The organism is Streptomyces sp. NPDC102451 (assembly GCF_044765485.1).
In the GTDB taxonomy this organism is placed as follows: Bacteria; Actinomycetota; Actinomycetes; order Streptomycetales; family Streptomycetaceae; genus Streptomyces.
Genome location: NZ_JBIWKD010000031.1, coordinates 1 through 22448, shown reverse-complemented (window position 1 = coordinate 22448; position 22448 = coordinate 1). Strand labels below are relative to the sequence as shown.

Here is a 22448-nt window from a genome sequence, read left to right as displayed (position 1 = left end):
TGAAGCGGGACGAGTGCTCCCCGCACACGCGGGGATGTCCCTGCTTCGCCCAGCGGCACGGCGAAGGCACTGCAGTGCTCCCTGCACACGCGGGGATGGCCCCCCGGGTACGGCGGAGCCTGCCCGACCGACCGAGTGTTCCCCGCGCCTGCGGGGATGGTCCCCCCGGGGAGAACGAGGAGACGGCGGACACGACGTGCTCCCCGCGCGCCCGCGGGGATGGCCCCATGGCGGCGTACTCGCCGTCGAAGTCCACGGCACGCACCCCTTCAACTGGGGTGTCGCAGCGACCACTGGAACTCACGATCCTGCCGAGGCGCAGCCGTCGGTTCAGCCTTGTCGGGTCGGCGACTCCCAGCCGTGTTCGGTCAAGGCCCCATCGCCTTCCAGGTACGCGAGCAGCCCCGCCTCCGGGTACTCGATGATGTCCTCCGGCAGCTCGTGCACGCTGAACCACTCGAGGACCAGGCACTTCTCCGGCTCCCTGTTGACCGGCTCCCCGCTCCACCGGGTGGCCTCGAAGAAGAAGCCGATGCGCTCGACCTCGCCGCTCTGCCTGTGGTGCACGACGTGCACCATCCGCAGGTGCTCGGGGTCGACCGTCACGCCGGTCTCCTCCAGCAGCTCACGGGCCGCCCCGGCTCGCAGGGGCTCGCCCTGGTCGAGCTTGCCGGACGGCATGTGCCAGCGGCCGTAGCCGTAGGGGCCGCCGCGCTGGGAGAAGAGCAGCTTGTCGCCTTCGCGCAGGATGACGTGGGTGTCGATGACGGGTTCAGCCAGTGGTTCCGGTGTCATGGTCCCTGGGATGGTGTCGACTGCGGTGTGGCAGCCGACGCTATCGACGAATCGGGGATCGCGTCGGCGATTGTGGCAGCAACCTCCGTAGGGGTGGCTTCACCGGTGTCCACGACGAGCACCTTCACGTCGGCCGTCATCAGCGTCCGGGCCGTCTGTTCGTAGAGGACGACCTCGCGGCCGGGCGCGGTCGGGTCGCGGTGGAAGCGGTTGTGGGGGCCGCGCGATGCGATTCGTTCGGCGATGAGGCCGGGTTCCGCGGTCAGGATGACGGCCAGGTCCGGCATCAGGACATGCGCGTTAAGGGCCAGCAGGAAGGCGAGTGGCACACCGTCGAGCTGCTGCATGACGAGCGTCGAGGCGAGGTACCGGTCGGTCACCACGGTTTCGCCGGCGCGCAGCCGGGGCTCGATCTCGTGCTCGACGTGTTCGTACCGGTCGGCCGCGACCAGGCAGGCCAGGGCGTGCCCGCGGATGTGGCTGAAGTGGGCGCGGATGAAGCGGCCGAGTTCGCTGGTGGTGGGTTCCACGGTGCGGCGTACGGGGATGCCGCGAGCCGTCAGTTCGTCGTGGAGGGCCTGGACGGTGGTGGACTTTCCGACGCCACTGGGGCCGTCGAGCGTGATGAACCGCCCGCGTCCCGCCGTCATGCCGCTACCCCCTGAGCGCGTCCCGCCGTCATGCCGCAGCCCCCTGAGCGCTCTGGTTGCGCTGATGCTGCTCGCGGGTGAGCGTGGCGAGGATCGAGCGGACCTCGCGCAGGGGGACGTCGCCGAACTGGATGCCGACCGAGAAGTTGAACTCGTCGCGCTGGCGCATGGACTCGTCGGCGCCCTCCCCGGTGAGGTCGACGTCCCCGTAGGCGAGGAGGGCGTCGGGGTGGTGGCCGGCGTCGGTGAGAGTCGTCCAGATGGGGGTGCCGGGGTACGGCCGGAATTCGAACACGCTCGCGCGTACGTCTCCCGGGTTGCTGTCGGCGATGGCCCAGAGGGTACGGATGTGGCGGACGGTCGCCGCGAGGTCGTCGTGGGACTCCCCGGGGAACCCGAGGATGAAGTACCCCTTCACGCCGATGCCGTGCTCGACCAGGCGGCGGGTGACCCGTTCGGTCATCTCGGCGTCGATCCGCTTGTCCATGGCCTTGAGGATGCGGTCACTGCCGGACTCGATGCCGAGCGCGACCTCGCGTAACCCGTTCTGCACGAGACGGTCGAGTTCGCGGTCGTCGAGCCGGTTCAGGACGTTGATGCGGCCGGTGGCGTCCCACACGTAGCGTTCGCCGATCCGGTGCCGGGTGAAGGCGTCCATCTGGTCCTCGATGACCCGGCTCACGCCGAGGAACAGGTCGTCGACGAACCGGAAGGCGGTCACCCCGTGCTCGTCGTGCAGCTGGTCCAGCTCGCCGATGATGTTCTCCGGGGCGCGGACGCGAATGGAGAGGTCGGGGTTCGCGCTGACAGCCGCCCCGCAGAAGGTGCAGTTGTACGGGCAGCCGCGGCTGCCGACGATGTTCGCCTCCACGTGACCGCTGTGGGCGGCGGTCCGCAGCAGGTCGGTGCCACGGCTGACCGCGACACGCCGGTCCGTCTCCGTCGGCGCGGCCCGGTAGGGGTCCTGAGGGAGGAAGGCCCGGTTCACGTACGGCAGGGCGTTGATGTCCGGGCCGAGCATCCGGGGGTCCGGCCTCCCCGTGGGGACACCGGCGGCCCGGGTGCCGAGCAGCCGGTCGCGCCAGAGCACCCCGGGCAGTTCACGGCGTCGCTGCTCGTCCTCCAGGAGCGCGGCCACGCGTAGTTCTCCCTCACCGAGGACGAGGGCCCGCAGGTTGGCCATGCGCGGGTCGGCCAGGATGCGGTCGGGCATCGCCTTGGCGTGGTGCCCCCCGACCATCAGGGCGATGTCGGGGGCGAGGCGGGCCGCGATGCGTGCGGACATCTCGTAGGTGGGCGCGAGGAGGTTCATGGCTGCCCACCGGGGCCGAGCCGCGTTGACGAGTTCGGCGGTCTCGACGATCCCCAGCCCGTGGGCCTCGGCGTCGAGCACCCCCACGTTGAAGCCGGCCTTCTGCGCGTACGTGGCGATGTACGCCATGCCCAGTACGGGAAGGGTGTAGTCGTTGGTCCGCGGGCGCCGGCTGTAGTCCCGCAGCGGCGCGTTCACGAACAGCGCGTCAAGGGAGCGCGCAGGGTCGGCACCCGAAAGAAGGGGTAACTGCGGCATCGGTCCTCCAGGTCAGCGGGCATGGGAGCCCCAGGTGAGCGTGGACAGGGTCAGGGTGTGCAGGGCGGTACGGTCCGGACCGGCCCAGCCGGTCCACAGGGGGCCGAACGCCTTGTCCTTCTTGTCCGGCCAGGGGTAGTGGGGCGCGATCTGCGCGGCCCAGGTGCGGACGGCGAGGTCGTCGTGGGGGTAGATGCTGAAGTCGCCGGTGAAGTCGGTTGCGGCCGCAGCAGCGGTCCACGGGCCGATACGGGGGATGCTGGTGAGCGCGGCCGCGAGCTCGGGCGCTTTCATGCCGGCCCAGTCGTCGGCGTGCCGCTCGTAGTGCTCGGCGGCCGCCTGCAGCGCGCTGCGGTGGAACTTCGCTCCGATCCCGTCGAACTGCCCGTCCTCCAGGGCGAGGACCTGCTGCGCCGTGGGGGCGGTGGTGAGATCGCCGTACGGGCTGCTGATCCCGGTCCCGTAGGCCTTGCACCATTCCCGGTAGAGCTTGCGGGCCTGCCCGGCTCGTACGACCTGGCGCAGGATCGCCGTGGTGATCGCGTCCCACAGCCAGGGGTTGGCGAGGCGCTGAGAGGCGCCGATGCGGTCGAGCCCCGCCCTGAGGCCCTCGGGGACGCTGCGGGGCAGACGATCCGGGTTGGTGGTGACGAACCTCGGCTTCACGTCCTCGGTGCCGTCCACGCAACGCGTCCGCAGACCGTCTCCATCCCACGAGAGAACCCACAGGGCGGTGGCCGTGCGTACGGCGCGAGCGCGACCGGAGCCGGTCTCGATCCAGGCGGGGTGATCGGTCGTCAGGACAGTCATGGGTACTCCTCGGAGGTGCGGTTGAGCCGTGTCCGTCACCACCCTGCGGCGGCGACGATGAGAACGATGGCAGCCAGGAAGACTGCCACTTGGCACACGCGGCGGGACATGGGCGCCCTCCAGGACGCTTTACGGGGATGGGGGAGCGAGGTCAGGGGGTTACCCCGCGCCGGGCGGCGGCCTATCCGGGAAGCTCGGCCAGGTCCCGCAGCAACTCGCTCACGGTGAGGACGCGGAACCTGGCCATGCGGCGGACGAGCTGCGAGGCGAGGAACGTAGGGAGGTCCGGGTGCCCGTAGGGGAGGGGCTCCCTGGGCTGCGCCACGATCTCGACCCTGCCGTCGACCAGGCCGTACATCGTGCCCAGGACTCCGTACACGGGCGCGCTCGTGGCCAGGAACACGACGGGATCCTTCCCGAGGTGCGGGCAGAGGGCGGCGGCGGTTGTGACATGCCGTGCGCACACGGGAGGCTGGTTGGTGAGGAGCGGCGCCTCGTGGCTCGCGTAGTCCGCGGGGCCGGCGAGGAAGATGCTCCCCAGGGGCGTCACCGCCGCGTCGGCGCAGATCTGGCAGCGCATCCGTTCCATCGTGACCCGCTGCCGGAAGGGGTGCATGAGCTTCCACTCGGGCTCGCCTGTGGGGCGCCGGCGCTCGTCGTACGGCGTGAACGACACCCGGGCCCACAGGACCTGCCGGAGGTCGCGGTCGAGGCGCGTGTCCTCGTCGGCGTAGAAGAGGCGGTGGGCCACGCGGCCGCGGCTGCCTCTCGACGGCACCAGGACCAGGTTGTCCGGCGCTGCCTCTTCTCCCACTCTCTGCGTGATGTACGGGACGAAGGCCGGGCTGATGGTGGGGCGCACAGGGCGGTTCGTCTCTCTCGTCTGCGTCTGCGTCTGCGTCTGTGTCTGCGGCTGCTTTTGCTTCTGCGTATCGGTGGGGCGTTCGGGATGCGTACTCATGCCACGTCCACGTTCGTGAGCTGCCCGGTCACCAGCAGCCGCTTGAGGAGTTCGTTCACGGTCCAGGCCATGCGGCGGAGGTGACCGACGGCTCTGCGTGGATCTCCCGGCATGTCCGGTACGTCGTCGAGCGCCGCCCCGACGTCGTCGAGCAGGGCGTCCGCGTCGAACGGCTCCCACGCGCGCATCTTCTGCAGGACGCGTCGTAACTCCATGGGGTCGCGCGGGACGGCGTGAGCGTGTGCGATCACGGCTGCTCCTCCAGCACGCTCAAGCGGCACCAGGTGCACGTGCCGTCCTCGGTGACGCCCCACGATTCCGCGACGGCGTCGACCAGGACCAGGCCGCGGCCGCTCTCGTCGTCGGAGCCGGCCACGCCGAGGACGGGCCTGTCGGGAGAGCCGTCCGCCACCTCGATGCAGAGGTGCGAGGCGGTCCGGTACAGCCGTACGTCTACGACGGGCCCCTGGCCGTACCGCATCGCGTTGGTGACCAGTTCACTCAGGCACAGCTCGACGGGCTCGCAGAGGCTGTCCAGGCTCCACCTGCAGAGCTGTTCCCGGCCGATACGGCGGACGCGGCCCGGCCAGAGCCTGTCCTCCTCGGACATCTCGTCGGCGCCGGCGAGGCCTGGCCGGGAGGAACGGGGGATGGAGAACTCCAGGCCCCGGTCGGCGGTTCCGGGCCGCCGTGCAGAGGACGCGCTGCTGAGGCCCTGCTGCGCTGTGGCCGCACTGCTGGTCGCGGTCGCGGTCATACCCATTCCTTCCGCAGGTCGTGGGGCGGCGTCGCAGGCGCTTCGTCGTCCGGTCACCCGGTTCGTCCCGTACGGGGTCGACGGGACGAACCGGGCCGTCAAGGCCGCCCGGGAGCTGTTCACGAACGGCCTGTAATCACTCAACTCCCCGACGCGTCAGTGGGTAAGGGAGCAGAGTGGAGGCACGGTTGAACTGGTTGAACGCACCAGGGGGTCATCGATGGCACGTCGCCCGCGAACACCGAATGCAGCTCTTGCGGCCCTGATGCAGTCGGGGGGAATCGGAAATGCGCAGCTCGCACGCCGGGTGAACGCCGCAGGCCGCGAACTCGGCGTCCGCCTGCACTACGACAAGACCAGCGTCTCGCACTGGCTCGCCGGATCCGTGCCGAAGCCCGAAGCGCGCCCTGCCCTGACCGAAGCGCTCTCGCGGCTGCTCGGACGGCCCGTAACGTGCGAGGAGATCGGCTGGCCGAGCGAGGGGAAGCCGGTCGCGAAGCACGACATGGTGGCGGGAGTGATCGACCTGAGCAGGGCAGACATGGACCCCACACGCCGGGGGGTGCTGAAGACCGGGATGTACGCCGCGGTCCTGGCCGTACCGCGGTACGAGGACCTGACAGGGCGTCTGGAGGCGGCATCGGCCGGGCGGACGGTGCACGTGGGCCAGTCCGACGTGGAGACCGTCCGCACCATGACCGACAAGGTCGCCGACATCCTGGACCAGGTCGGGGCCGGGCACGCCCGCCCGATGGCGGCGGCCTTCCTCGTCAACACAGCCGGGCCCTACCTCCGGGCCGGCGGAACGGACAAGGTCACCCGTGACATGCGGGCCGCCGTCGCGGACTTCGTGTACCTCACGGGCTGGATGGCCATGTACGAGGACCAGCAAGGCCTGGGCCAGAAGTACTACCTCCGCGCCCTCGACCTCGCCGGCGCCGCCGAGGACCACCTCACCTACTGCCGGACCCTGCGCGGAATGAGCCTGCAGGCAACGCACCTTGGCCATGGCAAGAAGGGCCTGGAACTCGCCGAGGCCGCCGCCGAGGCCGCCCCTTCCGCCGGCCCGCGCCTGGTGGCCTTCCTGCGCGGCCAGCAGGCCGCCGCCGCGGCGATGACCGATGCCCGCCACACCGCTCTGGGCTGGCTCAAAGAGGCCGAGAGCGCCCTGTCACGCGCCGACGACCGACGCGACGCAGTCGGCGGATACGACCAGGCCGCCTACTACTTCCACGAGGCGCACGTGCGCTGGCACCTGGGCGACCAGGACGGCTCGATCGCGTCGCTGCACCGCTCGAACGCTGTTCGCTCCCCATTGGAGCAGCAAGGACGCCTCCACTGCACCGGGGTGATCGCCGAGCGACAGTTCCGGATGCGCCATATCGAAGCCGCCTGCCAGACCTGGGGAACGTTCCTCGACGAGCACGTGACCGTCTCGTCCGCCCGCGGGGACGAGCACTTGAAGACGATGCTCAAGGCGCTTCCCGCCTACCGCCGCGTCCCGGGAGTCCAGGAGCTGGAAGAACGCGCCCAGCAGGTTGCCGCACAGAAGGCGGCGTAGCCACAGCAGCACCGCCGCACGGGGCCGCTGTGCGGGCGAGCTGGACGACGGTACCGGCGGTCGTCCGGATGCCCTGCGCGGCGACCTGCGCCGCAGCCTGGTCGAACGAGCTGACCGCCCTGCCTACCGACGGCGAGCGGTGGTGACGCCGTCGCCGTACGGCCTTCCTGTCTCCCTGCGACCGGCTGGGCGGGCCGCAGGGAGACAGGTTGTGGTCTGCACAGGTTTGCTCCGGCGCAGCGGATTCGGTTGGGGGCCGCTTACCGAGTGGGGGCGGTCATTCGCCGAGGCCCTGGCCGAAACCGCCATCCACGGGCAGTTCCAGGCCGGTGGTGAAGGTGGCCTCGACGGCCAGGTACAACGCCGCGGCGGCGACCTCTTCCACGGTGCCTCCTCGGCCCATCGGCGTGGAGGCGTTGCCCTGTTCGATGAACTCGGCGCGCTGCTCCTCGGTCAGTTCGGCAACGCCCATGGTGGGGGTGAGGATGAAGCCCGGGGCAATCGCGTTGACACGGATCTTGCGGGGAAGCAGTTCGGCGGCGAGGACCTTGGTGAAGGCGGCCACGGCCTCCTTGGCCGCGGAGTAGGCGCTGAGACCGGGGAAGATCTGGTCGTTGGAGACGGTGGTGAACACGATGGAGCCGCCTTCGGCCATCAAGGGCGCCAGCCGCTGGACGGTGAAGAAGGCACCCTTGGTGTTCACGTCGAATATGCGGTCCCACGATTCCTCTGTGACATCTTCGAGCGTCTGGAACTCTGCGATGCCCTGGTTGATGAACAGGTGGTCGATGCCGCCGAGGCGGTCGGCCACCTGATCGCCGAGGGCGGCGATGGCAGCGGCGTCAGTGGCGTCGGAGCGCACCGGGTGAGCCAACGGGGTGTCGAGTGCCGCCTGAGCCTCGGCGAGCCGCTGGTCACTGCGACCGGTGTAGATCACTTCGGCGCCGCGGTCGGTGAGGGCATGGACGATGGCTCGGCCCATGCCGATGGTGCCGCCGGTGACGACAGCCTTCTTGCCTGCCAGGGCCTTCGGATCCGTGGCCGGGGGCTGCTGGGTGCTGTGATTCGTGGTCATGGCGGCTAAGTTAGACCTTGACGTCAATGTCAGAGTCAACGTCTATGGCGAGGTCACATGTTCATCGGCGAACTGTCGAAGCGGGCCGGGGTCAGCACGAGGAGCCTGCGGTACTACGAGCAGCAGGGGCTACTGCGACCGCAGCGGCGAGCCAGCGGCTACCGCGAGTACGACGAATCCGAAGTAGCCGCCGTACGCCGGATCCGGATCCTGCTCGCTGCCGGCCTGAACACCGACTTGATCCGGGAGGTCTTGCCCTGCATGGCCGACGAGGGAGCCATCCTGGCCCCCACCTGCGAGGAAATGGCCCAGGACCTCAAGCATGAACGCGAGCGCCTGAGCCGCTCCATCGAACAGCTCCAAGCCGCCCACACCATGCTCGGCTCGATCATCCACGCAGGCGAAGCGCTCACCTCCCGGGGTGGCCGCAACGGATAGGGCGCGACTCCACGGCGGACGCCTCAACGAACTCGCCGACGCCATCTGACCGACCCCGGCGCCTCCGGCGTTGCCTGTGATCGCTACGTGAGCGTCATCCGTCAGCGCCGTCCGCCAGCGCCGTCCGTCAGCGCTGGACGGCCCCCGGCGGGGTGGCGGTGCCGTTCAGGCAGTGGTCGAGGAGGGCGTGCATGCGCGTAATGGGGAGGGCCGGGTTGGACGCTGCGCCCTCGGCGGTGCGGGGGTCGGCGAGGAGGGACTGCAGGGCTTCCGGTGACAGGCTCGGGTTGGTGACCGCCGCCCGGCGCACCGACGCGTCGGGGTCCTCCAACGGGGGGTCGGGCAAGGCGGGATCGGCTGCGGCCAGGGCCCGTACCCCGGGATCCGGGTGGTCGATGAGGTGGGCCCGGCCGGTACGGGGGAACGCGGGCCGGTCCAGCAGGTGCGGACGGTGGGCAGGGCGTGTGACGAAGACGTCCAGGAGGAGGTGCGGCGGAGCCAGCGGGTGGTGGCAGGCCAGCCGGATCCTCACCTCCTCGTCGTCGTCCTGCGCGAGCGTCTCGGCGAGTTCCGCCGACAGGCCCGGCCAACTTGCCGCAACCCGGCGGAGCACCGGTTCATCCGACACCGCGCAGCTGGCGAACCAGTCGGGTGACGGCCCGACGTCCGGCTCAATATGCGACCTGATGAACGGCTCGCCGATCGGGCAGGTGCAGTCAGGGCCGTGCCCGAGGACCTGATCGATCGCCCAGTACTCCGCCCAGGTGCGGGGGAAGGGGTGGAGGCGCGCGCACATCCGCACGTACTCGTCCGGGTCCTGCATCAACTCCGCCACCAGGTCCGCTCCTACGTCGGGCCGGGCGGCGACCGACGCGCGGATCTCCGCGTCAGGGTGGCGGGCGAGACGGGTGAGGGCGTAGGCGGGGGTGTTCGGGTTCCGGGCCATGGGGAGCACCGTGCCGTCCGTGAAGCACTGCTCGACGAGCGCGGGGGACAGAGCACACGTGTCGAACACGAATCGGTTGCGCGAGCCGAAGGACGGCAGCATGGCCTCCACCCGTTCCGGGTCCAACCGCCAGTTCCTGTCGTGCGCCGCTTCACGGACCGCGGGGTCCGGATCGTCGAGCAGCCCCGCCCGCTGGGCCGGGGTGAGCGACTCCCACCGCCAAGTGGCCCGTATCCGGAGTTCGGGGTCCTCGCTGCCGGCCATGGAGCGGAAGAAGGACAGCGGGATCTGCCGGGACGAGTCGAGCCCCCCGATGATCTCGTCCACGGTGACCTTGCCGTCCACGCCCGCGTCCTGGGCGGTCAGGAGGGTCACGAGGATGTCGTCCGGCAGCGGCCGGACCCATCGGAGACAGTGCCGGGGCCCCGCGGCGAGCCACCCGCGGACGATCCCCGACGGGTCCGTTGCCAAGGGGGCGAGCCGCGCCGGGTCGACGTACCGGTTGCGGGCGAGCGTGCGGCGGACGACTTCGTCGGGATGGCGCAGGGCAGCGTCGATGACGGCGTCAGGCAGGTCACGACCCTCGCACATCAGCAGGCCGGCTTCACCGGTCGCTCGATCCAACAGGCGTACCAATACGTCGGCGGGCGCCGCCCGATTGAACGCGATGCCGCGCAGCCACAGTTCACGCAGAGAGTCGGACACCGCGTCATCCTGCCACCTCGCCTCCTGAACGGGGCCGCCCGCAGGTAGGGGTATCGCCGAGATACGGGTCAAAGGGGCAATGAGTTGATCTTGAAGCCTTGAGCACCTCGGCCCGTCACTCGTTCGGCTCAGTGTCGTTGGTCGTGATGTTGTTGTCGTCTGGGGCCTGGGCGGGATTGTGACCTCGATCGAGCGGACCGCGTACCCGCGGTTCAAGCGGCTGATCACCGCGCATGAGCTGCATCTGTTCTTCTCGCCGACTCGCGATGAGCTTCAGTGGGCGGCCGATGCCACGGATGGTGACGAGCATCTGTTGGCCCTGCTGCTGGTGCTGAAGTCGTACCAGCGCATGGGCTGCTTCCCCTCGCTGGAGGACGTGCCGGAGCAGGTGGTGGAGTTCGTACGGCGGCAGGTGGAGCTGCCGGAGGGCACGCTGCCGCTGTACCGGGCGGAGCGGACCGCCAAGCACCACCGGGGCCTGGTCCGAAAGAAGGTCGGCGTGAAGTACGACCAGGGCGAGGCCCGGCGGATCGCCGAGCGGTCGATCCGCAAGGAGGCCGAAGCGAAGAACCGGCCCGCGGATCTGATCAACATCGCGTTGGAGAAGGTCGTGGAGGCCGGGCTGGAACTGCCCGGGTTCTCCACCTTCGACAAGATGGCCTCGAAGATCCGCACCGAGGTGAACGCCTCGATCCGCGAGGGCATCCACGACCGCATGAGCCCTGTTCAGCGGGCCGGGCTGTTGCGACTGCTGGAGGAGCGTGACAGCGACGGCACGACGCTGTTCAACGGGTTGAAAAAGCCCGCCAAAGGGCCGACCTGGTCGCACTTCAAGAACCTGGCCAAGCGTCTGGAGTGGGTCGACGAGCTCGGCGACACGTCGGTGTGGATGAAGTCGGTCGCCACGGGGAAGATCACCGACTTCGCCGGGGAGGCGGACGCGGCGGACGCCTCGGAGCTGCGGGACTACGCGCCCATCAAGCAGATCGCGCTGATCGCGTGTCTGACGCACAAAGCGAGGATGCGGGTCCGCGACGACCTGGCGACGATGTTCTGCAAGCGCGTCGCGACGAAGATCAAGAAGGCCAAGGACGAGCTGGAGAAGATCCGGCTCGCCGAACGGGAGATCGTTGAGGCATTGATCGGCAACTACCGCACGATGCTCAAGAACATCGACGCCGATGGCCCTGCCCAGGAGGCCGTTCAGAAGGCGGCGGCCATGACCGCCGAGGTCCGCCACGCCCTGGAGGGCCTGGACGACGAGGCGTCGGCGGACGAGGTCGGCCAGCGGCTGGACGGCAAGGTATCCCCGGCCATCCTGGCGATGGCCAAGGCCCTGGTGGTGCAGGCCGGCGGACTCGGCGCCGTCATCAGGGCGGTGGAGGAACTCGGCGGGTTCGCGGGGCAGTACGAGCAGATCGAGAAGGTCTCGGCCCATCACGGCAACTTCTGGGAGGTGCTGCTGTACGGGCAGATCGGCCGGGACCGCGCGGTGATGTTCGACCTGGCCGAGAAGCTGGAGTTCACCGAGACGTCCGAGGACCGGCGGGTGCTGGACGCGCTCGCGCACGCCCAGCGGCACCAGAGCGCCCGCGGCGAGTACATCACCGCCTTCGACGAGGAGGGCAAGGAGGTGGACATCTCCTTCGCCACGCAGAACTGGCGTAAGGCCGTGGTCGACAAGACCCGTACGGGGCAGTTCGTGCGCAAGCACTTCGAGGCGATGGTCTTCACCGCGCTCGTCGAGGAACTGCGTACCGGTGATGTCGCGGTGGTCGGCTCGGAGGAGTACGCGGACTGGTCCAAGCAGCTGCTGGACTGGGAGGTCGTGAAGGAGAAGCAGGGCTCCTACCTGGTCGAGGTCGGCCTGTGCGAGGAGGGCGAGACCGCCGCGTTCGACGCGGTCTCCTTCCGCCGGCAGCTGGAGGACAAGCTCACCGCGGCCGCCGCGACGGCGGACGCCGGGTACCCGGACAACGAGGGTCTGGTCATCGACCCCGAGACCGGCATCCCGTCACTGAAGCCGCACCGCTCGGAGGGACAGCGGCCCTCGGCGAGGCGCCTGGAGCAGGAGATCAAGGCCCGGATGCCGGAGCGGTCGCTCATGGGGATCGTGGCCCGGACCGCGTACTGGGTGGACTGGTGGCAGCGCTTCGGCCCCGCCTCCGGCAACGAGCCGAAGCTGGACGATCCCTTCGGCCGCTACGTCATCACGACCTTCGTCAAGGGCACCAACATGGGCCCGTACGAGGCCGCCCGGCACATCCCCGGAGTCTCCGGCCACGAGCTGGCGTACACGGCGAACCGGCACTTCTCCATCGTGCTGCTGAACGAGGCGATCGCCGACCTGGTCAACGCGCACGCCCGTCTGGACATCTCCCAGGCGTGGGGCGACGGCACCACGGTGGCCGCCGACGGCACCCACATGGACACCTACCTCGATAATCTGCTCGCCGAGACGTCCGTCCGGTACGGGAAGCCGGGCGGGATCGCCTACCACCACATCTCCGACACCTACGTCGCACTGTTCACGCACTTCATCCCGTGCGGGGTGTGGGAGGCCGTCTACATCATCGAGGGCCTACTCAAGAACTCCTCCGAGGTGAAACCGACCACCGTGCACGCGGACACCCAGGGCCAGTCCCAGCCGGTGTTCGCGCTAGCGCACCTGCTGGGCTTCGATCTCATGCCCAGGAGGAGGCCACAAGTTCATGATTACCGAAGGGCTGTTGCGGCGGAACTGAAGGGGTCGACAGGACTGCTTGACCAGTGTGCACCCTCAAGTTCAGAGGTTCTCCGTGGGGTCCATGCGTGGCCATGTCGCTTGTCGTGGTGTAGAGGATCAGCTCTCGGTAGCGCTGGGGAACCTGGGCGAAACCCGTCTACCGAGCGACCAGCCGGGGTAACCGCGCAGGCGGCCACGAGGCGCTCGGACAGCCGTTCGTGGCGCCGCAGTGGGGCGGTCAGGGACGTTACCCAAACCGTAATGCGGCGATTGGGCGTGCACGTTACCGTGCCCGGATGACATTCGAAGATCATGATCACTCGGCCCCGCACGAACGGCGCCTGAGCCGACGCCCTGGCCGGCGCGGTGCAACTCGCACTCGCCACGGTGCGGCCGGCTCCCTCGGAGGCGGAGGCGTGGTACGCGACAGCCGGTTCATTGGAGTGGACATGTCGGGAGACGGCCGAGCACCTGACGGATGACCTAGTCTTCCAAGGCAGGCAGATCGGGACGCCCGGCCTGCCGGGCTTTGTCCCCCGACGAAAAGCTTCAACTGGGCGGCCCGGCACCCCCAACGTCGCCTGGTACCACTGTGGTTATGGGCCGGACTGCGCCTGCCCTGACCGGTACCGTGTCAGCTGTGAACGACTACATACAGCGGGCGCAGGTCATCGAACAACGGCAGGTGGTCGACGCCTGGCAGCGGATCGAGTCGTGGTTGTATCAACACGCTCCGGCGACATTGGCTAAGCTTCGGCCCGGTGCATCCGAGGCGGAAGTCGCGGCCTTGCAGCAGACACTGGGGGTTCGACTTCCTGAGGGGCTAAAAGCCCTATGGCGTCAACACTCCGGATTTCTTCCCGATCCACTGGCGAGCTTCATGCTGGGCCAGGGTGCGTTGATGGACTTCGATGCGGTTCTCAGCGTTCACCGGCAGAAGATGCTGCTGCAACGACGCGAGGATGAGTTGAACCGCCAGAGGGGAGGCGGTAATGAATTCACCATGTGGCGTGCAGCGTGGATCCCCTTCTGCTCTTTCGGGGTAGATTGCCTCTCTGGTCTCTGCCTGGACGTCGAATCGGGGAGGTTGTGGTACTGGAGCGAGTACGCCGAGCGGACTGTTAGGTTCGAGTCGCTCACCGCCTACTTGGAGGAGATGGCCGACGTTCTTGAAGTGCCGTCCCTGGCAACTGGTGACAAGCCTGGTCTGGTAAACGGCGTTCTGGTATGGGGGCCGCCTCGTAATGCTGCGGAACGTGCGTTGTGGGAGCCGATTACTGAGTGAGGCATGTGGGGGCGGCAGGTCGAGCCCGCCCCCACACATCAGATAGAGCTAGCTGACCTGCTTCCAGGCACAAGTGGTGGTGGAAGTACAGTGCTCGAAGCCGGGGTTGCTGAGGTAGAACGCGTCGTTGTCCAGCATCCGCCACGAGGGAGCCGGGAATTTGCTGAACACCCCGGAGTTCTGATCACCGGGGATGGTGGCCCTACCGCACTTTTCCTGACTGGCAGGGCCGTTCTTATCTTCCCGGGTATCGGCGAAGATTCCGAAGGTGGATCCGGATGGGGCTGCGTAGAGCTGCGCGCACTGGTCGCCGGACGTTACCTCGTTGGCACCGCCAGGGAAGCCGCCGCTCTCATGGGTGGAGGCCATGGCAAACTCGTCACAGGTCGGCGAGCCCAATGCGGTGTCCATCGAATGCCGTGTCCAGGAGTCCGGGCACACCACCTTTCGACTGTCGTCGCTTGTCCACGTCGAGCCGTCGTCGGCCTTGACCGTGGTGTCCGGGCCAAGGTAATGCAGGGGTGCATCGCCTGTGCCCGGGATGCCGGTCATCCTGTGCTGCATCAGCCAGTAATAGGCACCGGCTGCCGGGTAGAGATTGGTGTCGGCGGTGTAGACCGGGGTGAAGTACGGCAGCACGCAGCCCGGTGTACTACCCCCGGGAACGAGGTCGTCGCAGCGCACCTTGAGCTCGTCACCGCTGGAGCCGAAGTCGGCGTTCGCCTTCAGATCGAGATCGACATCGACAAACCCCGTCATGTCCCAGGTGAGACCGATGTGACCTGACCCCTTTGGGGCCGACACGTCCGATTATGCCGCGAGTGTGAGGGGGTGGCTTCTTCGTTGCCGTTCCTCGTGCGGCGTCTGGTAGCCGATGGCTGAGTGGAGACGGCGGTGGTTGTAGTACGTGATCCACTGGAACGTGTCCGCCCTGGCCTCGGCCCTCGTCGGCCAAGTCTCCCTTCCTATCTCGGATTTGAGGCTACCGAAGAAGGACTCTGCGGCAGCGTTGTCGTAGCAGGATCCGGTCCGGCCCATCGACTGGCGGATGTCCAGCTCACGGCAGGTTTCCTGCATGAGCCGGGACGTGTACTCCGAGAAGATCAGCACCCGCATCAAGGTCCGGCCCCAGTTCGTCAAGGCGATGGACTTCGCCCGCACCATCAAGAAGGCCGTCCCCCACCAGCGGGTGATCTTCACCGTGCACGAGATGAAGCGTCTGGGGCGCGGCGCCGCCGAACTCCTGGCCATCGCCGAAGACCTGCGCCACCACGACATCCAGCTCGAACTCCTCACCGGCCCCCTCCAAGGGGTCTACGACCCCTCCGGCCACGGTGCCGCCCTCTTCGCGTTCTTCGCCGGCATGGCCGAGTCCGAGCGCGAATACATCCGGGAGAAGTCCCTGGAAGGCCAGGCGTCCGCCCGCGAGCGCGGCCGGCACGGCGGACGCCCCAAGGTCGTCGACGACGACATGGCCGACTACGCCCGATCCCTGCGGGCCAACGGGGTTTCCGTCCCCGAGATCGCCCGCAAGCTGGTCATTACCTCGGGCAAGAACCAGGGCAAGCGGCCCTCGGTCGCCACCGTCTACCGCATCCTCGCCGAGGATGAACAGGAGGGCTGAGGGGTCACCGGGGCTCCAAGATCAACTCATTGCCCCTTTGACCCGTATCTCGGCGATACCCCAGGTAGGCGCTGCCGGCGGTCAGCAGGGCGAGTGCGGGCAGCAGCCGGCCGAGGAAGCCGCTGCCCGTGTGCCCGTGTGCCCGTGTGCGAAGGAGACCGGTAACGGCGATCAGCGGTAGTCGGGCAGCGTCAGCGCCGAGTGCGCCGCGCGTCCTTCGTGCGCACTCGCCGCTGCCAGCTCCTTCGCCGCCGCCTCCGGGTCGCGCACCAAGGCGTTGCGGGCATCGAGCTCCTCGCGCGTCCTGGGCGTGACCACCGCGCCGCCGGTGGTGGCCAGCGCCTGGTTGAGCTCCGCGAAGGGCCGGATCCGGTGCTCGTAGGCTGCGAAGGCCTCGGCGTGGTCCGCATGTGTGGCGAGTTCGCCGGCCAGGACGTACGCACCTACGAGCGAGACGCTGGAGCCCTGACCGGAGAGGAACGAGGTGGCGTGCGCCGCGTCCCCCGCCAGTACGACGCGCCCATGGGACCACCTGGGCATGTGAATCTGGCTCACGATGTCGCAGAAGAGGTCGTCGGCCTCCCGCATGCCCTCCACCAGACGCGGCACGTGCCAGGCCTGCTCGGGGAAGTGCGCCGCGACCAGGTCGCGCTGGGCCCGCGGGTCGCGGAAGGCGTCGAAGGGCGGGATGTCGCTGGCGAAGGTGAGGAAGCCGTGCACACGGTCGGACGGCTCGTGGGCGTAGAGAACCGCGCCGCGTCCCGGCTCGTTCCACATGACGGCCTCGTGCGCGAACCCGAACTCGTTCGGCAGTGTGAAGCCGGCGAACACGTGCCCGAGGTAGTGGTGAAAGGGCTCCTCGGGACCGAAGACCAGCCGGCGCGTGTTCGAGTGCAGTCCGTCCGCGCCGATCACGAGGTCGAACGTGCGGCGTATCCCGCTGTCGAAGACGATGTGTACGGCGTCCCCGGCGTCGTCGAGTGTCGCGATCGAGTCGTTGAAGAGGAACTCGACCCGCTCCCGCACCGGCGTGTGGAGCGCGTCGGCCAGGTCACCGCGCCGGACCTCGAGGTCCAGGCCCGCCTCTCCGCCGGTGAACTGCTCGGGCCGCACCGAGCCGACCGTTTCGCCCACCGCGTCGATGAAGGTGATCCGCTGGCTGTCGACGTGCGCCTCGGTCAGGCGCGGCAGCAGGCCCATGCGGTCGACCACCTCGCGGGCCGTGCCGCGGATGTCGATGGCGTAGCCGCCCCCGCGCACGGCGGCGGCCTTCTCGACGACGGTCACTTCGAAGCCGTACCGGTCGAGCCAGTACGCGAGCGCGGGGCCCGCGATACTGGCTCCTGAGATCAGTACGCGGCGGGCGGAACGAGACTTCTTGATCATGGTTTCTCACCTCTCTGCCGGGGCGGGCCCCGGGGCGACGAAGGCGGTACGCATGGCACGCACAGCAAAGATGCGTACCTTAGGTATCTTTATGTGGGCCATAGGGCGCCGCCATCGACGCCGACCACGCTCGACTATATAGATACCTAACTTAGGTATGCAAATGGAGACGTCATGACGACCGAGCCAACAGGGCCTCCCACACCAGGGCCCCCACCCACCGACCTGCTCGCCGTGCTGCCCCGGATCACCCAGCTCAGCAGCGCTCTCACCAAGGGCCGGCTCATCGAGCATGCCACCGAGGCGGCCGGCCTCGCCCTCGACCGCCCTGCCGTGGGCGTGCTGGTGTCCCTCCGGACTGCGGACAAGCCCCTGCGGATCGGCGAAATCGCCGACCGCATGCAGGTCGTGGGCCCGCACGTCACCCGCCAGGTTCAGGCCCTGGAGAAACGAGGCCTCGTACGGCGCGTCGCCGATCCCCACGACCGCCGCGCGAGCCTCATCGAACCGACCGAAGCGGGTACGGAGGCCGCCAACCGTTACGTGACCTCCCTGCTGAGCTGGTTCGCCAAGGCGCTCGCCGACTGGCCGCAGCAGGACCGCGACGACCTCGGCCGCCTCCTCACCCGTCTCGCCGACGACGTGATGGCACGGCTGGACCGGTTCGACGAGGAGGGAGAAGGGGGAGGAGATGCCTGACGCCCGGCCCGCCCTGAGAAGTCCTGACGGATGAGGCGGGGACAACCCGCTTGTGCCCGTTGATCCGGTTCCGAGACCCTGAGCTCTGACAGATGTGAGAGAACAGGGCAGAGGGTGCAGGGTGGAACTGATCAACCTCTCGGACGGCGACAACAGCTTCCGGGTGCGTGTGCTGGGGCGTAAGTCGCCGGGTGTGCTGCATCTTCACGACCAGCTCGACGCAGAGGTCATGGTGAGCAGCAGCTTCGTCGGCGGCCGGTTGGCCATGACCCTGTTCCCTTCCGGCCTGGAGGAGTGGTCCCGTGCTCTGGACCTGCTTGCTGCCGGTCGGGACATCTGCTGGAGGGACGATGACCACAGCCCTGAGATCAAGATCCAGCCGTACGACGAGGAGCATGAGACTGCCGCTGTCCGTGTGGAAGATCTGGGCAGTTCATGCGTCTCCGTGTTCCTTCCCATGAGTCTTGAAGAGGGCTGGATCGATGAGCAGCGAAAGCTGCTCGGGCAGGTGCTGCAGGAGTGGCCGAGCGAAGTGCTGGAGTCTTCACCGGGCGCCCATGAGTGGCGGCGCTGAACTGCGGTCGAAGTCCGGATCACCACCCGATGCGCACCTCAGGCGGGCTGCGGGGCGGGCGTTGCCGGAGCGGCCGCGGCCTCGCGGGTCTCGCGCATGAGCAGCAGGCCATTGACCACCATCAGCGTCGCGGTCAGGCAGTGGACGCCGAGCGCGGTGGCCACGGAGCCGTGGTGGGCCAGCACGGTGGTCATGTCGCCGTACGCGGCGAGGGCCTCCACCAGCAGCACCCAGCCCAGCGCCCGGCGGTGGCCGGTCACCAGCAGGATGCCCAGGACCAGGGCCAGGACGACGTCGCGGATTCCCTTGATGATCAGGAAGCCGTCGCCGCCGCCGGAGGGCCGGCCCGGCAGGCCGAAGCCCGGCGCCGTCGTCTCCGGGCTCAGGATGAACTCCGTCCCGAACCAGAGGATGAAGAGGATGAAGGCGGCGGCCATGACGGTGTTGAGCTTCTTCAGCGACATTGTTCTTCTCCTTGCGGGTCTTCGTCGGCTCGGTGGGCTTCGTGCAGCTTGCTGAGTCGCAGGTGGAGCTTGCTGAGCCGCATGTCGGGCGGCACCGGTATCAGGTGAGGGCGACGACCAGCAGGGCGAAGGCGGCGATGATGACGGCGACGCGGACGTAGTGATAGCGGTCCCAGCGGTTCATCTGCTGCTTCCAGTCGGCCGGCCGGTTGTCAGGGGTCCACGTCCTGCCCTGGTTGTTGATCGGGACGAGCAGCAGGATCGACATGACCACGCTGAGCATCAACAGCGCGCCGGCGGTGACGACGAGGCCGGTGCCGTGGTGGTGCCATCCGGCGATGGCCCAGACCGCGACGAGGACGAGCGAGCCGATGTACCAGACCGGCATCACGGCGCCGAGCATCCGGCCCCCGTGTGCACGGCCGAGTTGGCCACTGTCCTCGGGGAGTGCGTTGAAGATCGGGTTCATGACGAAGGCGACGGAGAACTCGACCCCCACCATCACGCCGACGACCACAGTGGTGAACACCTCAAGTGCGTTGAACATGACGACCGGCCCTCTCGAATCTAGTGTTGCTAGATGATGAGGCAACGCTAGTACTGGTGCCGCTCGATTGTCTAGCGGTGCTAGGATCGAATCATGTCGGTACAGGAACGCAAGCAGCGCGAACGGGCGGAGCGCGAACGCCTCATCTTGGCGACAGCCCGCGAACTCGCCGAGGAGAGCGGCTGGGACGCGGTCACCACCCGCCGGCTCGCCGAACGCATCGAATACAGCCAGCCCGTCCTCTACAGCCACTTCCGCGGCAAGCGCGAGATCATCGGCGCCGTCGCCCTCGAAGGCGCCGCCGAGTTGGCCGTCGCGCTGCGGGCCGCGACCTCCGCCGCGGAGGGACCTCGTGCGCGGGTCACCGCCCTCGCTCGCGGCTACCTCGACTTCGCCGTACGCAACCCGGCGGTGTACGACGCCCTGTTCCAGCTCGACGGCGGCCTGGCGTACGCGCAGGAGGACACCCCCGAGCCGCTGAAGGACGCCTTCGCCGCACTGCTGGAGACCCTCGGCGAGGTCGCCGGGGACGGCGTCCACCCGGCGCTGTTCACCGAGGTGTTCTGGGCGGCCCTGCACGGGCTGGCGACCTTGACCCGGGCAGGACGGCTGCTACCGGAAGACGCCGAGCCAAGGGTGGAACTGCTGGTGGACCGGCTCGCCATGGTCTGATGCACGGCTCGGCCGGCACGAGGGCCTGAGCCCGGTATCGCCGAGAACGATCATGGTCTGGTCGTCGCGAGCGGGCTGACCCGGTTCTCGTACGCGCGGCGGGCCCTGCGCTGGACCGGGGCCCGCCGTTGCGCGGCCGGCCGCGAGCGAGGCGCTGCCTGCCGATGAGCCCGGCCCGGCAAGGTCTCCGACCGCCTCCGCGCCGCCGAACTGGTGCCCGCAGAGCGGGCCTCGCCCGCCCGGCCGGGGTACGTGCAGCGCGGCCAGGGCCACACCCTGCGCGTCAGCACCGCCCCGCCGCGCACCACCGCGGGCGAGAGCATCCAAGGGCCGGTCGGGTGAGCTCCTCGTCCGGGGCGGACACGTGCAGGAACGCGTGCCGCGGGTGGCCGCCCGCGCCCGCCAGCCGCCGTCCAGTCCGCGCAGCCCCGCGCCGTAGCGCAGGACCTCGCCGGCAGTCGGCCGTTCGGGCAAGGACAGCCCGTCCGTCATGACGCCGAGCACGGCGCCGAAGCGCTGAGTCGGCCACTTCGACGGCGGCAACACAGACACCCCGCAACGGACTTCCTCACTCTGCCGTGTGCGTGAGGATCGCGTCGGCCAGCTCCTGGTGGGTCTCCGGCGGCAGCGTGTGCCCCATGCCCGCCACGGTCATCAGCCGTGCCCCCGGGATCTGCTCGGCGATGATCGCGCCGTGCCCCGGTTTGACCGGCTCGTGGCTGCCCTCGATGACCAGGGTGGGAGCCTGCACCCGGTGCAGCGCGTCCACCGGCTCGAAGTCGGGGCCGGCCCCCGCGGCCAGCCGGTGGTTGGCCGCCGCGGACAGGTCGCGGGCCCGGCCGTGGACGCGTTCCTGCAGTCGGCGCGCCGCGTCTTCGTCGAAAGGCAGCCCGGTGCCGTGCAGCACGCGCTGCTCGGCGATCATGCTGTCGATCAGTGCGCGGCGGTCCCGGGCGGGCGGGGCGGCCATCAGCGCGCGGAAGAATTCCACGAACTCCGGCTCCGGCAGGCTGCCCTCGGGCTGCGGCCGGCCCATCAGCGCCCGCAGGAGCACCTGGCCCTCGCCGGCACCGAGCGGCGAGGAGGCGATGGCGGTCAGCGACCGCACCCGCTCCGGCGCCTCCACGGCGATGAGCTGATCTCCGGGGGACGGCGGTGCGCTATCCCATGACCGCGCGAGCCGCGTCCAGAAACGCCAGCCGGTTGTCCTCCAGGTAGTCGCGCACGCTTTCACCGTCGGGCAAGCCTTCCCATACCGTCCGGTTGAGGTCGAGGAAGTACGCGCGGGCCGCGTCGTGCACCGGCAGAGGGAACTGGATGCGGATGAGCCGCTCCGCAACCCACAGCCTGTTCATGACGTCCCGGGTCGTGAGGAACCAGGCGTCCGTGTCCTCCCACTCGGAAGGCCGACTGAAGGCGGAACGTTCGGCCTCGGCCCCCACCTCGACGAACCGCTCCAACAGCGCCAGCCGTTCCCCGCGCCGGGACTCCGACAAGGCGAGCTGCTGCCGTTGCTGTTCAGCGCGTTCCGCCGAGAGTTGAGTTCTGTGCTGGACGAGGTAGGACAACGAGCCGCCGAGGACAACGCCGCCCAGCGATATGAGTGACACCCAGACCTGACCTGACATGCCGGTCATGGTGCCATGCCGTCGAGCTTTGAGACGATCTCGCTGTGGCTGGTGTGATCACGGCGTCCGAGCCGTCCTGGATGGCCCCGTTCACCGGGCTGAGCCCGCGGCAGTTCGGAAAGCTGTCACACTTCTGCGGCGCGAGGGTGCAGACGCGGTCTGCAAGGGACGGCCGTGGGGCCTGCCGTTGGAGGACCGGGCCCTGCTGGTGGCCACGTACTGGCGCACGAACCTGACCATGCGCCAGCTCGCTCCGTTGTTCGGGGTGTCCAAGTCGGCGGCGGACCGGATCATCGACCACCTCGGGCCGAAGGCCCCAGACCCACCCATGAAGATGCCCTGACGAGTTCCCGCAGATCCAGTGTGCAGCAGAGCCCCGTGCGGGATGATCACGCTCATGGACGGGGAAATCACTGTGGCCCTGATTGGCTCGGTGGGCGTAGCAGGCACGATCTTTGGGACATTGAACCTCTTCCAACCCGACGGGTGGTTGGGCCGGCAGCCCCGGCGGCGGGCATGAAGAAAGCTCCTGGTAGACGGGTTCACGACCAAGATCACCAGTCCGCCAGGAGCTTT

General features: G+C 68.8%; 24 protein-coding genes and 1 pseudogene. 9 read left to right on the top strand and 16 right to left on the bottom strand.

The window, feature by feature from the left end:
- Positions 1-330 precede the first annotated feature (330 nt).
- The 7 genes from ACIRD8_RS36555 to ACIRD8_RS36525 all read right to left on the bottom strand — a co-directional run bounded on the left by ACIRD8_RS36555 (position 331) and on the right by ACIRD8_RS36525 (position 5543).
- A complete protein-coding gene (locus tag ACIRD8_RS36555) occupies positions 331-795 on the bottom strand; it encodes an NUDIX domain-containing protein (protein ID WP_404001719.1) in 465 nt (154 codons plus the stop codon).
- Entirely contained in the window at positions 792-1445 is a 654-nt protein-coding gene (gene tmk, locus ACIRD8_RS36550) for a dTMP kinase (protein WP_404001717.1), read from the bottom strand. The genes ACIRD8_RS36555 and tmk overlap by 4 nt, the downstream gene beginning before the upstream one ends.
- A 28-nt stretch (positions 1446-1473) precedes the next feature.
- A complete protein-coding gene (locus ACIRD8_RS36545) occupies positions 1474-3015 on the bottom strand; it encodes a B12-binding domain-containing radical SAM protein (RefSeq protein WP_404001714.1) in 1542 nt (513 codons plus the stop codon).
- A gap of 12 nt (positions 3016-3027) precedes the next feature.
- The gene (locus ACIRD8_RS36540; RefSeq protein WP_404001711.1) at positions 3028-3825 is read right to left on the bottom strand and encodes a hypothetical protein; all 798 of its coding nucleotides are present in this window, start codon (positions 3823-3825) and stop codon (positions 3028-3030) included.
- Positions 3826-4006: 181 nt separating this feature from the next.
- Positions 4007-4687 (bottom strand): hypothetical protein, encoded by a 681-nt coding sequence (locus ACIRD8_RS36535; protein ID WP_404001709.1) that lies wholly within the window; start codon positions 4685-4687, stop codon positions 4007-4009.
- 95 nt (positions 4688-4782) lie between these two features.
- Positions 4783-5037 (bottom strand): DUF6415 family natural product biosynthesis protein, encoded by a 255-nt coding sequence (locus ACIRD8_RS36530; protein ID WP_404001706.1) that lies wholly within the window; start codon positions 5035-5037, stop codon positions 4783-4785.
- Entirely contained in the window at positions 5034-5543 is a 510-nt protein-coding gene (locus ACIRD8_RS36525; protein ID WP_404001703.1) for an ATP-binding protein, read from the bottom strand. The genes ACIRD8_RS36530 and ACIRD8_RS36525 overlap by 4 nt, the downstream gene beginning before the upstream one ends.
- Positions 5544-5763: 220 nt before the next feature.
- Between ACIRD8_RS36525 and ACIRD8_RS36520 the strand changes: the two genes are divergently transcribed.
- Entirely contained in the window at positions 5764-7104 is a 1341-nt protein-coding gene (locus tag ACIRD8_RS36520; RefSeq protein WP_404001700.1) for a hypothetical protein, read from the top strand.
- Between the two features lie 277 nt (positions 7105-7381).
- On the opposite strand, the gene ACIRD8_RS36515 is transcribed toward ACIRD8_RS36520, so the two are convergent.
- Entirely contained in the window at positions 7382-8179 is a 798-nt protein-coding gene (locus tag ACIRD8_RS36515) for an SDR family NAD(P)-dependent oxidoreductase (RefSeq protein WP_404001697.1), read from the bottom strand.
- Between the two features lie 57 nt (positions 8180-8236).
- Between ACIRD8_RS36515 and ACIRD8_RS36510 the strand changes: the two genes are divergently transcribed.
- Complete coding sequence (locus tag ACIRD8_RS36510) at positions 8237-8617, top strand: MerR family transcriptional regulator (RefSeq protein ID WP_404001694.1); 381 nt, start codon at positions 8237-8239, stop codon at positions 8615-8617.
- Between the two features lie 127 nt (positions 8618-8744).
- On the opposite strand, the gene ACIRD8_RS36505 is transcribed toward ACIRD8_RS36510, so the two are convergent.
- Entirely contained in the window at positions 8745-10268 is a 1524-nt protein-coding gene (locus ACIRD8_RS36505; RefSeq protein WP_404001691.1) for a hypothetical protein, read from the bottom strand.
- Between the two features lie 178 nt (positions 10269-10446).
- Between ACIRD8_RS36505 and ACIRD8_RS36500 the strand changes: the two genes are divergently transcribed.
- Positions 10447-13293 (top strand): Tn3 family transposase, encoded by a 2847-nt coding sequence (locus tag ACIRD8_RS36500; RefSeq protein ID WP_404001688.1) that lies wholly within the window; start codon positions 10447-10449, stop codon positions 13291-13293.
- Positions 13294-13633: 340 nt separating this feature from the next.
- Positions 13634-14278 carry an SMI1/KNR4 family protein gene (locus tag ACIRD8_RS36495; protein ID WP_404001685.1) on the top strand — a complete coding sequence of 215 codons (645 nt, stop codon included), beginning with the start codon at positions 13634-13636 and terminating at the stop codon, positions 14276-14278.
- Between the two features lie 48 nt (positions 14279-14326).
- Here the strand turns inward: ACIRD8_RS36495 and ACIRD8_RS36490 are convergent, their stop codons facing one another.
- Together ACIRD8_RS36490 and ACIRD8_RS36485 are read right to left on the bottom strand one after the other, a co-directional pair.
- Positions 14327-15037: a hypothetical protein gene (locus ACIRD8_RS36490; protein WP_404001683.1), complete on the bottom strand. Its 711-nt coding sequence runs from the start codon at positions 15035-15037 to the stop codon at positions 14327-14329.
- Positions 15038-15088: 51 nt separating this feature from the next.
- Positions 15089-15355, bottom strand: a complete 267-nt coding sequence (locus ACIRD8_RS36485; RefSeq protein ID WP_404001771.1) for an integrase core domain-containing protein — start codon at positions 15353-15355, stop codon at positions 15089-15091.
- On the opposite strand from ACIRD8_RS36485, the gene ACIRD8_RS36480 reads away from it, so the two are divergent.
- Positions 15354-15902 carry a recombinase family protein gene (locus tag ACIRD8_RS36480; RefSeq protein WP_404001680.1) on the top strand — a complete coding sequence of 183 codons (549 nt, stop codon included), beginning with the start codon at positions 15354-15356 and terminating at the stop codon, positions 15900-15902. The genes ACIRD8_RS36485 and ACIRD8_RS36480 overlap by 2 nt on opposite strands.
- Positions 15903-16073: 171 nt before the next feature.
- Here ACIRD8_RS36480 and ACIRD8_RS36475 read toward each other — a convergent pair whose 3' ends face one another.
- A complete protein-coding gene (locus tag ACIRD8_RS36475) occupies positions 16074-17288 on the bottom strand; it encodes an FAD-dependent monooxygenase (RefSeq protein WP_404001677.1) in 1215 nt (404 codons plus the stop codon).
- Positions 17289-17462: 174 nt separating this feature from the next.
- Here ACIRD8_RS36475 and ACIRD8_RS36470 point away from each other — a divergent pair, with 174 nt between their 5' ends.
- Positions 17463-17987: a MarR family winged helix-turn-helix transcriptional regulator gene (locus ACIRD8_RS36470; protein WP_404001674.1), complete on the top strand. Its 525-nt coding sequence runs from the start codon at positions 17463-17465 to the stop codon at positions 17985-17987.
- 121 nt (positions 17988-18108) lie between these two features.
- Positions 18109-18561 carry a DUF5959 family protein gene (locus ACIRD8_RS36465; protein WP_404001671.1) on the top strand — a complete coding sequence of 151 codons (453 nt, stop codon included), beginning with the start codon at positions 18109-18111 and terminating at the stop codon, positions 18559-18561.
- 38 nt (positions 18562-18599) lie between these two features.
- Here ACIRD8_RS36465 and ACIRD8_RS36460 read toward each other — a convergent pair whose 3' ends face one another.
- Together ACIRD8_RS36460 and ACIRD8_RS36455 are read right to left on the bottom strand one after the other, a co-directional pair.
- Positions 18600-19025, bottom strand: a complete 426-nt coding sequence (locus ACIRD8_RS36460) for a DUF4267 domain-containing protein (RefSeq protein WP_404001668.1) — start codon at positions 19023-19025, stop codon at positions 18600-18602.
- A 100-nt stretch (positions 19026-19125) separates the two neighbouring features.
- Positions 19126-19572: an anthrone oxygenase family protein gene (locus ACIRD8_RS36455; protein WP_404001665.1), complete on the bottom strand. Its 447-nt coding sequence runs from the start codon at positions 19570-19572 to the stop codon at positions 19126-19128.
- A 93-nt stretch (positions 19573-19665) separates the two neighbouring features.
- Between ACIRD8_RS36455 and ACIRD8_RS36450 the strand changes: the two genes are divergently transcribed.
- Entirely contained in the window at positions 19666-20244 is a 579-nt protein-coding gene (locus ACIRD8_RS36450; protein ID WP_404001662.1) for a TetR/AcrR family transcriptional regulator, read from the top strand.
- A 568-nt stretch (positions 20245-20812) separates the two neighbouring features.
- Here ACIRD8_RS36450 and ACIRD8_RS36445 read toward each other — a convergent pair.
- Positions 20813-21370, bottom strand: a complete 558-nt coding sequence (locus tag ACIRD8_RS36445; RefSeq protein ID WP_404001659.1) for an alpha/beta hydrolase — start codon at positions 21368-21370, stop codon at positions 20813-20815.
- 34 nt (positions 21371-21404) lie between these two features.
- Positions 21405-21881, bottom strand: coding sequence for a hypothetical protein (locus ACIRD8_RS36440; RefSeq protein WP_404001656.1), 477 nt, complete (start codon positions 21879-21881; stop codon positions 21405-21407).
- A 35-nt stretch (positions 21882-21916) separates the two neighbouring features.
- Between ACIRD8_RS36440 and ACIRD8_RS36435 the strand changes: the two are divergent.
- A pseudogene (locus ACIRD8_RS36435) lies at positions 21917-22206 on the top strand (transposase family protein); the annotation flags it as partial.
- Between the last annotated feature and the right edge of the window lie 242 nt (positions 22207-22448).